The 14876-nt window shown below is 58.8% G+C and carries 11 protein-coding genes; 6 read left to right on the top strand and 5 right to left on the bottom strand.

All coding sequences use genetic code 11. From position 1 onward, the window contains the following. Positions 1–279 precede the first annotated feature (279 nt). Positions 280–3153 (top strand): aminomethyl-transferring glycine dehydrogenase, encoded by a 2874-nt coding sequence (gcvP, locus tag IC37_RS17670; RefSeq protein ID WP_030129064.1) that lies wholly within the window; start codon positions 280–282, stop codon positions 3151–3153. Between the two features lie 178 nt (positions 3154–3331). Here gcvP and IC37_RS17665 read toward each other — a convergent pair whose 3' ends face one another. The 3 genes from IC37_RS17665 to IC37_RS17655 all read right to left on the bottom strand — a co-directional run bounded on the left by IC37_RS17665 (position 3332) and on the right by IC37_RS17655 (position 5993). Further along, positions 3332–3652: a DUF2388 domain-containing protein gene (locus IC37_RS17665; protein ID WP_030129063.1), complete on the bottom strand. Its 321-nt coding sequence runs from the start codon at positions 3650–3652 to the stop codon at positions 3332–3334. A 116-nt stretch (positions 3653–3768) separates the two neighbouring features. Continuing rightward, positions 3769–5553 (bottom strand): GspE/PulE family protein, encoded by a 1785-nt coding sequence (locus IC37_RS17660; protein WP_030129062.1) that lies wholly within the window; start codon positions 5551–5553, stop codon positions 3769–3771. 101 nt (positions 5554–5654) lie between these two features. After that, positions 5655–5993, bottom strand: a complete 339-nt coding sequence (locus IC37_RS17655) for a hypothetical protein (protein ID WP_030129061.1) — start codon at positions 5991–5993, stop codon at positions 5655–5657. Between the two features lie 126 nt (positions 5994–6119). Here IC37_RS17655 and IC37_RS17650 point away from each other — a divergent pair, with 126 nt between their 5' ends. After that, positions 6120–6593, top strand: a complete 474-nt coding sequence (locus IC37_RS17650) for an Lrp/AsnC family transcriptional regulator (protein WP_008012567.1) — start codon at positions 6120–6122, stop codon at positions 6591–6593. Between the two features lie 126 nt (positions 6594–6719). Here IC37_RS17650 and IC37_RS17645 read toward each other — a convergent pair whose 3' ends face one another. Further along, a complete protein-coding gene (locus tag IC37_RS17645; protein ID WP_030129060.1) occupies positions 6720–8087 on the bottom strand; it encodes an inorganic triphosphatase in 1368 nt (455 codons plus the stop codon). A gap of 177 nt (positions 8088–8264) precedes the next feature. Between IC37_RS17645 and argE the strand changes: the two genes are divergently transcribed. Together argE and argA are read left to right on the top strand one after the other, a co-directional pair. After that, entirely contained in the window at positions 8265–9434 is a 1170-nt protein-coding gene (gene argE / locus IC37_RS17640; protein WP_030129059.1) for an acetylornithine deacetylase, read from the top strand. A gap of 266 nt (positions 9435–9700) precedes the next feature. Then, on the top strand, positions 9701–10999 hold the full coding sequence (gene argA, locus IC37_RS17635) for an amino-acid N-acetyltransferase (RefSeq protein WP_030129058.1): 1299 nt from the start codon (positions 9701–9703) through the stop codon (positions 10997–10999). 168 nt (positions 11000–11167) lie between these two features. On the opposite strand, the gene tauA is transcribed toward argA, so the two are convergent. Beyond that, positions 11168–12154 (bottom strand): taurine ABC transporter substrate-binding protein, encoded by a 987-nt coding sequence (tauA, locus tag IC37_RS17630; RefSeq protein ID WP_371916333.1) that lies wholly within the window; start codon positions 12152–12154, stop codon positions 11168–11170. Positions 12155–12523: 369 nt separating this feature from the next. On the opposite strand from tauA, the gene IC37_RS17625 reads away from it, so the two are divergent. Together IC37_RS17625 and IC37_RS17620 are read left to right on the top strand one after the other, a co-directional pair. Next, a complete protein-coding gene (locus IC37_RS17625) occupies positions 12524–13870 on the top strand; it encodes an OprD family porin (protein WP_030129056.1) in 1347 nt (448 codons plus the stop codon). A gap of 292 nt (positions 13871–14162) precedes the next feature. Beyond that, positions 14163–14801: a peroxiredoxin gene (locus IC37_RS17620; RefSeq protein WP_030129055.1), complete on the top strand. Its 639-nt coding sequence runs from the start codon at positions 14163–14165 to the stop codon at positions 14799–14801. The last annotated feature ends 75 nt before the right edge of the window (positions 14802–14876 follow it).

Raw genomic sequence — 14876 nt, 5'->3', positions numbered from 1 at the left:
CGTTTTTTTAATTTGGCGTAGAGATGGCCTATTTCTGGCGCAAAAAAATAGCAAGAACTTCCCCTGTTTATAGCTATTGGCAACTGTATATATCGCTGAAATAAAAAAGGTTTGTAATACGACATTACAAACGGTGCGCTCGATAGGCGGGCGGGGGTTACAGGGCTCCGCGCATCATGAGCCTGAGGTGCAAAGACGCCATGCCGCGCGCGTAGGGGGAGCTATGCTGGTTTGACCGCATTGCATCGACGCCGAGCGCCAGTCAAGAGAGAGCCCGTCATGTCCCAGTTGCCGTCCTTGAGCCAGTTACGCGACCCCAACACCTTCCTGCGCCGCCACCTCGGCCCCGATGCCGCCGAGCAGCAGGCGATGCTCGACAGCCTCGGCCTTGGCAGCCGGGTCGAGCTTATCGAGCAGACGGTGCCGCCGGGAATCCGCCTCAACCGACCACTGGACTTGCCGCCCGCCCTCGATGAAGAAGCTGCACTGGCCAAACTGCGCAGCTACGCCGAGCAGAACCAGGTCTGGACCAGCCTGATCGGCATGGGTTACCACGGCACCCTCACGCCGGCCGTCATCCTGCGCAACGTGCTGGAAAATCCCGGTTGGTACACCGCTTACACCCCCTATCAACCAGAGATCGCCCAAGGCCGGCTCGAAGCGTTGCTGAATTTCCAGCAGCTGACCATCGACCTGACCGGCCTGGAACTGGCCAACGCCTCGCTGCTCGATGAAGCGACGGCGGCAGCCGAGGCCATGGCATTGGCCAAGCGCGTAGCCAAATCCAGAAGTAACCTGTTTTTCGTCGATGAGAATTGCCACTCGCAGACCATTTCCGTGGTACGGACTCGGGCCGAAGGGTTCGGTTTCGAGCTGATCGTCGATGCTGTGGATAACTTGAAACAGCACCAGGTGTTCGGCGCGCTGCTGCAATATCCCGACACCCATGGCGAAGTGCGCGATCTGCGTCCATTGATCGATCAACTGCATGCCCAGCAAGCTCTGGCCTGTGTGGCGACCGATCTTCTAAGCCTGCTGTTGCTGACCCCGCCGGGGGAGCTGGGCGCCGACGTAGTGTTCGGTTCCTCCCAGCGATTCGGCGTGCCCATGGGTTACGGCGGCCCGCACGCGGCGTTTTTTGCCAGTCGCGACGAATACAAACGGGCGATTCCGGGGCGGATCATCGGCGTGTCGAAAGACGCCCGCGGCAACGTCGCCCTGCGCATGGCCCTGCAAACCCGCGAGCAACATATCCGCCGGGAGAAAGCCAACTCGAACATCTGCACCGCGCAAGTGCTGCTGGCCAATATCGCCAGTTTCTACGCGGTCTACCACGGTCCGGAGGGGCTCAAACGGATTGCCCAGCGAGTGCACCGTCTAACCTGCATCCTCGCTGCCGGCCTGGAGCGTCACGGTATTGCCCGTCTCAACCAACATTTCTTCGACACACTGACCCTGGAGGTCGGTGGCACTCAGACCGCGATCATTGAAAGTGCTCAGGCGGCGCAGATCAATTTGCGCATTCTCGGCCGTGGGCAGCTCGGCCTGAGCCTCGACGAAACCTGTGACGAAACCACCGTGGCGAAGCTGTTCGACGTGTTTCTCGGTGCCGATCATGGCCTCAACGTCGGCGAGTTGGACGCGGAAGCGCTGGCATCTGGCATTCCTGCCGGGTTGCAACGCAGTACGCCGTATCTGCGTCATCCGGTGTTCAACGCTCATCACAGCGAAACCGAAATGCTGCGTTATCTCAAGCAGCTGGAAAACAAAGACCTGGCGCTCAATCAATCGATGATTCCGCTGGGCTCCTGCACCATGAAGCTCAATGCCACCAGCGAGATGATCCCCATCACCTGGCCGCAGTTCGCCAACCTGCATCCGTTCGTGCCGAAAGAACAGGTGGTGGGTTATTCCTTGATGATCGAGGAGCTGGAACGCTGGCTCTGCGCGATCACCGGTTTCGATGCGATCTGCATGCAACCCAACTCGGGCGCTCAGGGCGAGTACGCCGGGTTGCTGGCGATTCGCAAATATCACGAGAGCCGCCATCAGGGCGCGCGGGATATCTGCCTGATTCCGTCTTCTGCCCACGGCACCAACCCGGCCTCGGCGCAAATGGCCGGGATGCGGGTGGTGATCGTCGAGTGTGACGAGGGGGGTAATGTCGATCTGGATGACTTGAAAGAAAAAGCCGCGGAGGCGGGGGACAAACTCGCCTGCCTGATGGCGACTTATCCTTCTACCCACGGTGTCTACGAGGAAGGCATCAGCGAGATCTGTGAAGTTATCCACAGCCATGGCGGTCAGGTGTACATGGATGGCGCCAACCTTAATGCGCAGGTTGGATTGGCACGGCCGGCAGACATCGGTGCCGACGTGTCGCACATGAACCTGCACAAAACCTTCTGCATTCCCCACGGCGGAGGCGGGCCGGGGATGGGCCCGATCGGCGTTCGGGCGCACCTGGCGCCATTCGTCGCCAATCACCCAGTGGTGCCCATCGATGGCCCGCTACCGGAAAACGGCGCAGTGAGCGCGGCCCCTTGGGGCAGTGCAAGCATTCTGCCCATCAGCTGGATGTATATCGCCATGATGGGGCCGCAACTGGCAGATGCGAGCGAGGTAGCGATTCTCGCCGCGAATTACCTGGCGCGGCATTTGTCCGGGGCGTTCCCGGTGCTCTACACCGGGCGCAACGAGCGCGTGGCCCACGAATGCATCCTCGATTTGCGGCCGCTCAAGGCGCTGACCGGAATCAGTGAAGAGGACGTTGCCAAGCGCCTGATGGACTACGGCTTCCATGCGCCAACCATGTCGTTCCCGGTGCCGGGGACGTTGATGGTCGAACCGACCGAGAGTGAGTCGAAGGCGGAGCTGGACCGTTTTATCGGCGCGATGCTGAGTATTCGTGCGGAAATCACCGAGGTGCAGAACGGCAATTGGCCCGCCGAGGACAACCCGCTGAAACGTTCGCCGCATACCTTGGCCGATATCATCGGGGTTTGGGAGCGGCCGTACAGCATTGAGCGGGCGGTGACGCCGGATGCTCACACCAAGGCCCATAAGTATTGGCCGGTGGTGAACCGTGTGGACAATGTCTACGGTGACCGCAATCTGTTTTGTGCGTGTGTGCCGGTGGATGAATACCGCTGAAATCACGAGAGATGAAGATCTAATGTGGGAGCGGGCTTGCTCGCGAAAGCGGTTTAACTTTCACCATTGATGTCGACTGAAACACCGCTTTCGCGAGCAAGCCCGCTCCCACAATTGATCGCATTTCAGGCAAAAAAAATGCCGCTCATATGAGCGGCATTTTGTTAAGCAACGAATCTTATTTCGAGGCGATGGCATTCTTCGCCAGGATTGCGTTCGCCAGTTCCATGTCCGTGGCTTGCAGGCCAGGGTTGTCGGCGCGGACTTTCTGCATCGCAGCTTCCAGGTAGGGGCCGCGAATTGTGCCGTCACTGGCGACAAAGCTGCTGGCGTCGTCCTGAGCGGCGACGACCAGCTTGTGATCCCTGGAGGTCAGGTAGGACGTACCGGTGGTGGCACCGGAAGTAAGGACGTTACGCAAAAAGCTGTCATCAGCCATCGCCGAACCGACTGGAAGGGACAACACGGCGAAGGTAGCGACAGCAAGTTTGAGACGCATAAAAGGTGACTCCACTGGGTTTTAACTGGGGGCTTTGATCGCCAATTACCCAATCGAGTTCCGTGACGTTTATCGGCCTGCGGCAGCTCCTACGGCTTAGTTGACCGGCATCAGGGCTACTTCTGCTCACTCTGCGGCGTCACGCGCAACACCTCTTCGATCGTGGTCAAACCCGCCGCCACTTTCTGCGCCCCCGACAACCGCAAACTGCGCATGCCTTCCTTGAAGGCCTGACGCCGGACCGCCAGCAAATCGGTATCAGGGTTGATCAGCGCTTTAATGCCGTCAGTCAGCTGCATGATTTCGTACACCCCGGCGCGGCCGCGATAGCCGGTTTCGCGGCACTCCAGGCATCCGATGGCGCGTTGTGCGTTGCCTGGCAGTGGCGCTTGCCAGGGCCGGGTCAGGGTTTGCCAGTCGTCCTCGCCCAGGGTCAGCGGCGCCTTGCAGTGCGGGCAGAGAGTCCGGACCAGGCGCTGAGCCATGACCCCGAGCACCGTGGCCTTGATCAGGTAATGCGGCACGCCGAGTTCCAGCAGGCGGCTGATGGCGCTCGGGGCGTCGTTGGTGTGTAACGTCGACAGCACCAAGTGGCCGGTGAGTGCCGCCTGAATCGCCATCTCTGCGGTTTCGAGGTCGCGGATCTCGCCGATCATGATGATGTCCGGGTCTTGCCGCATCAGTGCGCGCACACCGGCGGCAAAGGTCAGGTCGATGTTGTGCTGGACCTGCATCTGATTGAACGCCGGTTCGACCATTTCGATCGGGTCTTCGATGGTGCAGAGGTTGACCTCCGGCGTCGCCAGTTTCTTCAGGGTGGTGTACAGCGTGGTGGTCTTGCCTGACCCGGTCGGCCCGGTCACCAGAATGATGCCATTGGGCTGGCGGGTCATGTCTTGCCAGCGACGCAGGTCATCGGCGGAAAAACCCAGCTGATCGAAGTCCTTGAGCAGCACTTCGGGGTCGAAGATCCGCATGACCATTTTTTCGCCGAACGCCGTCGGTAATGTCGACAGCCGCAACTCGACTTCACCGCCGTCCGGGGTTTTGGTCTTGACCCGACCGTCCTGGGGTTTGCGTTTTTCCGCTACGTTCATCCGCCCCAGGCTTTTCAGGCGGCTGACGATGGCCATGGTCACCTGCGGCGGGAATTGATAGACGTTGTGCAGCACACCGTCGATGCGAAAGCGCACCGTGCCTTGCTCGCGCCGGGGTTCGATGTGGATATCACTGGCCCGTTGCTGGAACGCGTACTGGAACAACCAATCGACAATGTTGACGATGTGCGCATCGTTGGCGTCCGGCTCCTGGTCACTGGCGCCGAGGTTGAGCAACTGTTCGAAATTGCCCAGGCTGCTTATCTGTTGATCGGCGTTGGTGGCGCCGCTGACCGATTTGGCCAGGCGGAAAAACTCCACGCTGAAGCGCTGGATATCCACCGGGTTGGCCACTACGCGCTTGATTGGCAGCTTCAACACATGGGTCAGGTCGGCTTCCCAGCTGCTGACGAAGGGCTGGGCACTGGCCACGGTGACGGCATCGCGGTCGACGGACACCGCCAGAATCTTGTGGCGTTGGGCGAAGGCATAGGACATCAACGGCGTAATGGCAGCGACATTGATTTTCAGCGGGTCGATGCGCAAGTAAGGCTGACCGGCCTGCTGAGACAGCCAGAGCGTCAGGCTTTCCAGATCGAGGTGTTTGCCGGGACGGCTGAGGTCGTCCAGGTGTTGGCTGGCGATGAATTCCAGCGGGTGCTGCTGACCATTTATGGCGTGACGGCGGCGGGCGTTGAGTGCGTATTCGGCCGAATCCTGGCTGATAAAGCCTTGGGCGACCAATTCACGCAGCAAATCATTGAGGTCCAGCCAGCGGTCCTGAGTGGCGAGTTGAACGGACATGCGGGCTCCTTATGAACAACCGTTCGCAAAGGATAGTCGCGCACCCGTAGACCGTTGGGCCACTACCGGACCAAGACGTGTCGGGTTTTTTCAGGGTTTTTTTAACCAGCTGCCTGAGCCGGCTCTCCCCACTCAGAATCAGCCGCTTGCAGGTTCACCGAGCAGACGCTGATCAGGTTACGTAATTTTTCCGCGATCACCTGGGCCCGGTGCCAGCTCAGGCCGTCCATGACGATGTCGACCGATAGCAGATCGTCCATACGCTGTACGTTGACCTGCTGCGGCGTCAGAAACTGCAAGGCGAACAGATTGAGCGCCCGACACAGCAGATCCGGTTCGGCCTCGGCCAGTAATTGATAGTGAACGCGGCAGTGGGCGTTGCTGACGTTCCAGACATCGGCACGGGCGGGCGGGGTGTTCACGGCTTCTAAATGCGGCATGTTCGGTCTCCAAAGTCACTGGAGGAATTTTTACATTCGGTGCCGGGCATTTCTTATCTATGATGGGGCTTATCGATCATTTATCGAATCGATCAATTCGATTTAGTACCCACTACAGGTTTTTCTATGCACAGCGAGCTGGATGGCTACGACCGCAAGATTCTCGCGTTGCTGCAAGAGGACGCTTCGCTCTCCAGCGCGCAGATCGCCGAACAGGTGGGGCTCTCGCAGTCGCCGTGCTGGCGACGGATTCAGCGGATGAAGGAAGAGGGGATCATTCGCGGTCAGGTGACGTTGCTTGACCGCAAGAAAATCGGCCTTAACACGCAGATATTCGCCGAGATCAAACTCAACGCCCACGGACGTTCGAACTTCACTGAGTTCACCGAGGCGATTCGCGGTTTTCCCGAAGTGCTGGAGTGTTATGTGCTGATGGGGTCGGTGGATTTCTTGCTGCGGATCGTCACGGCGGATATCGAGGCTTATGAGCGCTTCTTCTTCGAGAAGCTGTCGATGGTGCCGGGGATTCAGGAGGTCAACTCGATCGTGGCGTTGTCGGAGATCAAATCCACGACGAGTTTGCCGGTGTTGCGGGGGTAGAGATTTGCAGCGTTTGGGCGGGCCTCTTCGCGAGCAAGCCCGCTCCCACCTTGATTTTCTGTCGTACACATATTTTGTGTTCGCTGAAGATCAAATGTGGGAGCGGGCTTGCTCGCGAAGGCGGTGTTACAGACGCAGCAAAGTTTTCCAGGCACGATTCTGATACACCGCAATCGCCTGGTGCTTACGCGCATCCAGCGATTCATCGGTGATCGGCTCGTTGGCCAGTTGCGTCAGTTTGTTCAGCTCACCGTACAAGCGATCCATTTCCGGGATCTCCAGCACGCCACGTGCATGATGCAACCAAGACTGGATGCGCTCGATACGCGGCAGCTGCTCGGCCAAGTCTTCCGGTTGTTGCTGGTAACGCTGCAATTGCAGCGAGTTGGCTTCTTCGCCCAACAGGCGTGGCAGCCAGCTGCCCAGTTGCGCAGCGCCCTGGCGATCGCCACGGGTGTTGCGATCGGCGGCCCAGGTGCGGGCCAGCAACCAGCGCGAAGTGTTCAGGGAGAACAGACCCCAGCGCGGATCTTCCAGCTCTTCGAGGAACTGCTCCGGCGCAGCTTTGCGCACGTCTTCGTCGTCCAGGCCGGCTTGTACCAGCGGGCGCCAGTCTTCCAGCAGGGCATCCAGCGCGACCCGCAGATCGTGGGTCGACTGACGCGGTGCGGCTTGGCCGAGGCTGCTGATCAGCGCACGCATTTCAGCGAGGTTCTCGACCCAGTCCTGCAACAGGCGCCAGTGGCCATTGAAGCGATACTGCTCGGCCAGACGCTGGCTGCTGCTCAGCAAATGCCAGCTCAGGGCGGCGAACGCATCGTCCAGCGGCATTTCGGCGGTGATCTGCGGCGCCGGCAAGCTCAGCGAGTAGCTGTTGGCGTCGAACAGGCGATAACCGCGTTCGGCCTTGCTGATGTCACATGGCATCAGCGCCAGGGTCGCAGCCAGTTCGGCGGCCAGTTCCAGCAGCGCGGCCGGTTCGCCTTCGCGCAGTTCCAGTTCCAGCTCGCAGATTTCTTCTTTCTGCTTGCCGACCACCACGTGGCCCAGGTCCAGCGCGGCTTCGATGACCACTTTGGTCTTGCCACGGCCCCAAGCGATTTCCGCGCGTTCGCGAACGAAATCGGTGGTGAAGATGGCTTTCAGGGTTTTCTTGTCCAGCTCGGCCAGCTCTTCGGGCCAGCATTCACCGTCGAGTTTCTTCACGTCGAGCTTGGCTTTGGGCAGGGACCAGTCGTACTCGTGACGCTCGGACAGACCGGCGACGCTCTGGCCACGGGTCTTGAGGGTCTGAATCACTTCTTCGCCATCGCGGCGCAGGCGCAGGGCAACCTTGGCGCGGGCCAGGTCGCGCTCAGGCGTGTCGAAGTACTGGTTCATCAACTCACGGCGTTCCCAGCCACTTTTGTTGCGTTTTTTCAGTAACGGGTGCTCGCGCAGGGCGGCGAGGGTTTCGCGGCTGACGCGGAGTTTGATTTCGGTTTCTTTCTGCATGGCCGGAAAATCCAGGATCGGGAGCGCAGCCGGGGGAATGTGTGGCTGCCAAGGTCGTGCAGTGTACAGGACTCAAGAGTTGTAGGGTCTGTTGACACTTGGTGACAGCCGCGGCGGTTTATTCCTGTCGCCGGATGGCTCTATGATGGACTTCAATTCGGGAGTTGGGAGTCAGCGATGCCTTTGCCGTCCATGAAAGATCAGTTCGCTGCGCTGATTGCCGCGCCGTCCGTCAGCTGTACCCAACCCAGCCTGGATCAAACCAATCGGCCGGTCATCGACTTGTTGGCGACATGGCTCGGGGACTTGGGTTTTGCCTGCGATATCCAGCAGGTCAGCCCCGGCAAATTCAATCTGCTGGCCAGTTTTGGTTCCGGCCCCGGCGGCCTGGTGCTGGCCGGTCACAGCGATACGGTGCCGTACGACGAGGCGTTGTGGCAGACCGACCCGCTGAAACTGACGGAAGTGGATGGTCGCTGGGTCGGCTTGGGCAGTTGCGACATGAAGGGCTTTTTCGCCCTGGCCATCGAAGCCGTCAAACCCTTGCTCGATCAACCGTTCAAGCAACCCTTGCTGATCCTCGCCACCTGCGATGAAGAAAGCTCGATGTCTGGCGCTCGCGCTCTGGCCGAAGCCGGGCGGCCATTAGGTCGCGCGGCGGTGATCGGTGAGCCGACCGGGCTGAAGCCGGTGCGGATGCACAAGGGCATCATGATGGAACGCATCGACATCCTCGGCCAGAGCGGCCATTCCTCGGACCCGCGTCTGGGCCATAGCGCCCTCGAAGCCATGCACGACGCCATGGGCGAACTGCGCGGCCTGCGCCTGGCGTGGCAGCGCGAATTCCGTAACCCGCAGTTCAGTGTGCCGCAACCGACCCTGAATTTCGGCTGCATTCACGGCGGCGATAACCCCAACCGCATCTGCGGCCAGTGCTCGCTGGAGTTCGACTTGCGTCCGTTACCGGGTATGGACCCCAAAGCCCTGCGCGCGGCGATTCTGCAGAAGCTCGATCCGATTGCCGAACGGCATAAGGTGAAGATCGATTACGCGCCGCTGTTCCCCGAAGTGCCGCCGTTCGAGCAAGCCGAGGACTCGGAATTGGTGAGGATCGCTGAAAAGCTCACCGGCCATCGTGCCGAAGCAGTGGCGTTCGGCACGGAAGCGCCTTATCTTCAGCGTCTTGGTTGTGAAACGTTGGTATTGGGACCGGGCGACATCGCCTGCGCCCACCAACCGGGGGAATACCTCGAAATGTCACGTTTGCAGCCTACCGTGCACCTATTACGACAATTGATTGAACATTACTGCCTGACGCCGGCCAAAACGGCGATACCAGTCAGTTGAGCGCAACCCATGTGGGAGCGGGCTTGCTCGCGAATAGAGGAGTGTCAGTTGATATTAATGTGTCTGATACGCCGCCTTCGCGAGCAAGCCCGCTCCCACAGGTTCTGTGTTTTGGCTGACTAACCGTATAAATTGCCAGGGTCCCAACCCGTATTCATGAGGAGAGCGCGCGTGTTGCCAAGCCTGTTCCGACGATAACCATCAGCCCGCTGTGCGTTTACTGCTTTACCCTTTTTTCGGCTGCTATTTATTACAGGCCCAGGTTCATGCCCGAATACGTCAATTGGCTTCGTCACGCTTCGCCTTACATCAACGCCCACCGCGATTGCACCTTCGTCGTCATGCTGCCCGGCGACGGCGTGGAGCACCCGAACTTCGGCAACATCGTCCACGACCTGGTACTGCTGCACAGCCTGGGCGTGCGACTGGTGCTGGTCCACGGTTCGCGTCCGCAAATTGAAACGCGCCTCGCCGCTCGCGGCCTGACCCCGCATTACCACCATGGCATGCGCATCACCGATGCGGCGACGCTTGAGTGCGTGATCGATGCGGTCGGTCAACTGCGCATCGCCATCGAAGCGCGACTGTCCATGGACATGGCTTCATCGCCGATGCAGGGTTCGCGCCTGCGGGTGGCCAGCGGCAATCTGGTCACTGCGCGGCCGATCGGTGTGCTTGAAGGCGTCGACTATCACCATACCGGCGAAGTGCGTCGGGTCGACCGCAAGGGCATCAATCGCCTGTTGGACGAACGCTCCATCGTGCTGCTGTCGCCATTGGGCTACTCGCCGACCGGTGAGATCTTCAATCTCGCGTGCGAAGACGTTGCTACCCGTGCGGCCATCGACCTCGGGGCAGACAAACTATTGTTGTTTGGCGCTGATCCGGGCTTGATCGATGAAAATGGTCGCCTGGTTCGCGAGCTGCGTCCGCAACAAGTGCCGGCGCATTTGCAGCGCCTGGGCAGCAACTATCAAGCTGAGCTGCTGGACGCGGCCGCTGAGGCGTGCCGGGGCGGGGTGGCGCGCAGTCACATCGTCAGCTACGCCGAAGATGGTGCGCTGCTGACCGAACTGTTCACCCGTGACGGTGGCGGTACGCTGGTGGCTCAGGAGCAATTCGAAGTTGTGCGCGAGGCAGCCATCGAGGACGTCGGCGGTTTGCTGGACTTGATCAGCCCGCTGGAAGAGCAGGGGATTCTGGTACGGCGTTCCCGTGAGGTGCTGGAGCGTGAGATCGAGCAGTTCAGCGTGGTCGAACGCGAAGGCATGATCATCGCCTGCGCGGCGCTGTATCAGATTGCCGATTCGGATGCTGGGGAGCTGGCGTGTCTGGCGGTGAACCCGGAGTACCGCCATGGCGGTCGCGGTGATGAACTGCTGGAACGCATCGAAACCCGCGCCCGGGCACAGGGGCTGAAAACCTTGTTCGTGCTGACCACCCGGACGGCCCACTGGTTTCGTGAGCGGGGTTTCGTGCCCAGCAGCGTCGAACGCTTGCCATCGGCGCGGGCGTCGCTTTACAACTTCCAGCGTAATTCGAAGATCTTCGAAAAAGCGCTCTGACTGGGTGGCTGTCCGTATTGGCTTTTGTGGCGAGGGAGCTTGCTCCCGCTGGGCTGCGAAGCGGCCCCAAAACCAGTAAACACGTTATGACTGATTCACCGCGTTGTCGGGTTTGGGAGGCCTCCGGCCTCCAGCGGGAGCAAGCTCCCTCGCCACAGGTTTTGCGTGTTATTCAGAGACAAACTTCGCGCTGACATACGGCGAATAATCCGGCAGCACCGTCTCGACCTTCCCTTGCTCCTTCAAGAACTTCGCCGTCTCGCCAATCGCCTTGGCTGTGCCACCGTCCAGTAGCGCGGTGGTCTGTTGTGCCTTGGCATCCGGGAATGCGGAACCGGCCAGCAGCTCCGGTACATCGGCGGCATTGGCACCGGTCAATTTGGCGATTTTCTGCACGGGTACCGAATCGGCGGTCCAGCTGTCTTTATGGGCGGCGTAGTCGGCGAATGAATCCAGAGTGACCCTGGCAAATCGGGCCACGACTTCAGGATGCTTCTCGGCGTAATCCTTGCGAGCGACCCATACCTCGAAGGTCGGCGCGCCCCATTGGCCGACCTGCGCGGCGTCGGTCAACGTCTTGCCGGTCTTGCGGATTTCCCCCAGCGCCGGCGACCAGACAAACGCGCCGTCGATGTCGCCACGCTTCCAGGCGGCGGCGATTTCCGCCGGTTGCAGGTTCACCACTTTGACTTTCGAGGCGTCCAGACCCCAATGCTTCAGCGCGCCGAGCAGGCTGTAGTGGGAGGTTGAAACAAAGGGCGTGGCGATGGTCTTGCCGATCAGATCTTCCGGTTTATCAATGCCGCTGCCGTTGCGCACCACCAGTGCTTCTGCAGCGTTGATCTGAGCAGAAACAATGAACGCGACAATCGGCAGGTGGCGCGAAGCGGCTGCCGCCAGCGGGCTTGAACCGAGGTTGCCAATCTGCACATCGCCGGACGCAATGGCGGTGACCACTTCCGGGCCACTGTTGAAACGACGCCAATCGATTTTCTGGCCAATGGTTTTCTCGTAAACGCCATCGGCTTGAGGGACTTTGCTGGGGTCGATACCGGTTTGATAACCGACCGTGAGCGTCGCCGCGTGGGCTGAAAAAGAAAACATCAGCGACACACAAACTGTAACAAATTGACTAGATAGTGCGCGTTTGGCCATCATGGGCGTCGCCTTTTCGATAGTGATTGACGTATGGGAGATACGCAAAAGCTAATCGATCTAAAAAAAAGCCAATAAATACCATTTAGGAATTAGCTTATGAGCCGATACGTTGTGTCCCGGTTCGGATCGTTGGCGAAAAGATATATTCCTAAATGGCATTAAAAAGAATGAAATAATTCTTTTTGGGTTTATGAGGAAATCATTACCCTGCAGGGACCAAATCATTGCGGTTAGACCTTGGTCGTAGACACACATGGTTACGATTGACTTGTTAGTCACGGTCTGGCGCTAATCGCGCATCTGTGGATCTGGGGCGTTAGACCCTAGACCAAAGAATACAAAAATTAGAACGAGAGGAGCGAAACAATGAAGAAGTCCACCTTGGCCCTGGCTGTGGCCGTAGGGGTTTTGACGCAGCAGGCAGGCGCCGCCGGTTTCATTGAAGACAGCAAAGCTACATTGGGGTTGCGTAACTTTTACATCAACACGGATAACCGTAGTGGCTCCGCCGACCCGAGCAGAAACGAAGAATGGGGCCAAGGCTTCGATCTGCGCTTCATCTCCGGCTACACCCAAGGAACCGTAGGCTTCGGCATCGACGCCATCGGCTTGCTGGGAATCAAACTGGATTCAGGCGGCGGCACGAACGGCGCTTCCAACAACTCTTATGGCGGCACTGTTTTCCCAAGCGAATCCAATGGCGAAGCGGTTGATAACTTCTCCAGCCTGGGCCTGACTGCCAAAGCCAAGATCTCCCAGACCGAACTGAAATTGGGCACTCTGCAGCCAAAACTGCCGGTGATCGTGACCAACGACGGTCGTCTGCTGCCGCAAACCTTCCAGGGAGGTCAGATCACCTCGAACGAAATCAAAGACCTGACATTGGTCGGCGGTCAGATCGAGCATGTCAAGGGCCGTAACTCCAGCAGCAACGAAGAGATGTCGATTGCCGGTGCGAACGCTCGCACCGCTGCCGGTCGTGACAGCAACAAGTTCATCTACGGTGGCGGCGACTACAAACTCACCAAAGACCTGACTGCCCAGTACTACTACGGCAACCTGGAAAATTTCTACAAGCAGCACTTCCTGGGTCTGGTTCACAACTGGTCGATCGGTCCTGGCGTGTTGAAGTCTGACTTGCGTTACTTCAACAGCTCCGATGACGGTGCCAATGGTCACGACTCGGCTTATTTCAGTTCCGGTAACGATGAAGGCTTCCGTTCCGGTCGAGGTAAAGTCGACAACAACCTGTACAGCGGCCTGTTCCTTTACTCTGTTGCCGGTCACACTTTCGGCGGCGGTTATCAGGCCAGCAACGGCAACAGCGACTTCCCTTATCTGAACCAGGGTGACGGCGCGTCGGCTTACCTGACTACCGACAGTCAGATCGCCAAGTTCGCACGTGCCGGCGAACGTACCTGGCAAGTTCGCTACGCGTATGACTTCGCCAAGGTTGGCGTACCTGGTTTGACGGCGGGTATGGTTTACCTGCATGGCGATAACATTGACACCGTTGGTACCAACGGTCGCGAGAACAATTCCGACCGTTCCGAGTGGGAACGCGACCTGACCCTGGCGTATGTCGTACAAGAAGGTCCGCTGAAAAATGTGGGCGTTATGTGGAAAAACGCCACATGGCGCACCAACATCCCGGGCGTTCGCGACCAGGACGAAAACCGTCTGATCGTCAGCTACTCGATCCCGCTGTTGTAACAGCACTCGCGTAACCGACGTAAAAAAGCCCCGCCCGGCATCTCGCCGGGCGGGGCTTTTGCGTTTTCAAAGCGGGGTCACCCCCGTAATCTCGCCTTGAAAATCCCCTCTTTGCAGCAACTCAAGGCCTTCTCGAACCTTGTCGGCGATGTTCGTCCTCATGTGCATTCAGGTCCAGTGAACAAATATTTAATATTCACTTATGATCTAAATAAATCGATATTTATTCTTTTTAATCTATAAAAAACGCAGGCACAGTTGGGCTCAACAAGCACTCACAAGGAGCAGCACCATGAGCCTCAGACTTGGCGATATCGCCCCCGATTTCGAACAAGATTCCAGCGCCGGCACTATCCGTTTCCACGAATGGCTGGGCGATAGCTGGGGCGTGTTGTTTTCCCATCCGGCGGACTTCACGCCGGTGTGCACCACCGAGCTGGGTTTCACCGCCAGGCTCAAGGATGAATTCGCCCAGCGTGGCGTCAAAGCCATCGCCCTGTCCGTGGACCCGGTGGATTCGCACCACAAGTGGATCGAGGACATTAACGAAACCCAGAACGCCATCGTCAACTTCCCGATCCTCGCCGATGCGGACCGTAAAGTGTCCGACCTGTATGACCTGATCCACCCGAATGCCAACGACACCCTGACCGTGCGTTCGCTGTTCGTGATCGATCCGAACAAGAAGATTCGACTGACGATTACTTACCCGGCGAGTACCGGCCGTAACTTCAATGAAATTTTGCGGGTGATCGATTCGCTGCAGCTCACCGACAATTACAAGGTGGCCACCCCGGCCAACTGGCAACACGGTGATGAAGTGGTGATCGTGCCGTCGCTCAAGGACGAAGACGAAATCAAACGACGTTTTCCCAAGGGTTATCGCGCAGTGAAGCCGTACCTGCGCCTGACACCGCAACCCAACAGGTAACTCAGCTAACTCTCGTTCCCACGCTCTGCGTCACTAGTGTCCGGTAAACATGTTTCATAGCTGAAGGCTGCCTTG

This window comes from Pseudomonas sp. QTF5, from assembly GCF_000512695.2.
Classification (GTDB): domain Bacteria; phylum Pseudomonadota; class Gammaproteobacteria; order Pseudomonadales; family Pseudomonadaceae; genus Aquipseudomonas.
The sequence above is the reverse complement of the archived record's forward strand: the minus strand, read 5'-3'. Positions and strand labels throughout refer to the sequence as shown.

Bases quoted from the DNA above. Each gene is read 5' to 3' on its own strand.
- gcvP (WP_030129064.1), top strand. From the start codon at position 280: ATGTCCCAGTTGCCGTCCTTGAGCCAGTTACGCGACCCCAACACCTTC.
- IC37_RS17655 (WP_030129061.1), bottom strand. From the start codon at position 5,993: ATGCCGCATTTAGAAGCCGTGAACACCCCGCCCGCCCGTGCCGATGTC.
- IC37_RS17625 (WP_030129056.1), top strand. From the start codon at position 12,524: ATGAAGAAGTCCACCTTGGCCCTGGCTGTGGCCGTAGGGGTTTTGACG.
- argE (WP_030129059.1), top strand. From the start codon at position 8,265: ATGCCTTTGCCGTCCATGAAAGATCAGTTCGCTGCGCTGATTGCCGCG.
- IC37_RS17645 (WP_030129060.1), bottom strand. From the start codon at position 8,087: ATGCAGAAAGAAACCGAAATCAAACTCCGCGTCAGCCGCGAAACCCTC.
- argA (WP_030129058.1), top strand. From the start codon at position 9,701: ATGCCCGAATACGTCAATTGGCTTCGTCACGCTTCGCCTTACATCAAC.
- IC37_RS17620 (WP_030129055.1), top strand. From the start codon at position 14,163: ATGAGCCTCAGACTTGGCGATATCGCCCCCGATTTCGAACAAGATTCC.
- tauA (WP_371916333.1), bottom strand. From the start codon at position 12,154: ATGGCCAAACGCGCACTATCTAGTCAATTTGTTACAGTTTGTGTGTCG.
- IC37_RS17665 (WP_030129063.1), bottom strand. From the start codon at position 3,652: ATGCGTCTCAAACTTGCTGTCGCTACCTTCGCCGTGTTGTCCCTTCCA.
- IC37_RS17660 (WP_030129062.1), bottom strand. From the start codon at position 5,553: ATGTCCGTTCAACTCGCCACTCAGGACCGCTGGCTGGACCTCAATGAT.
- IC37_RS17650 (WP_008012567.1), top strand. From the start codon at position 6,120: ATGCACAGCGAGCTGGATGGCTACGACCGCAAGATTCTCGCGTTGCTG.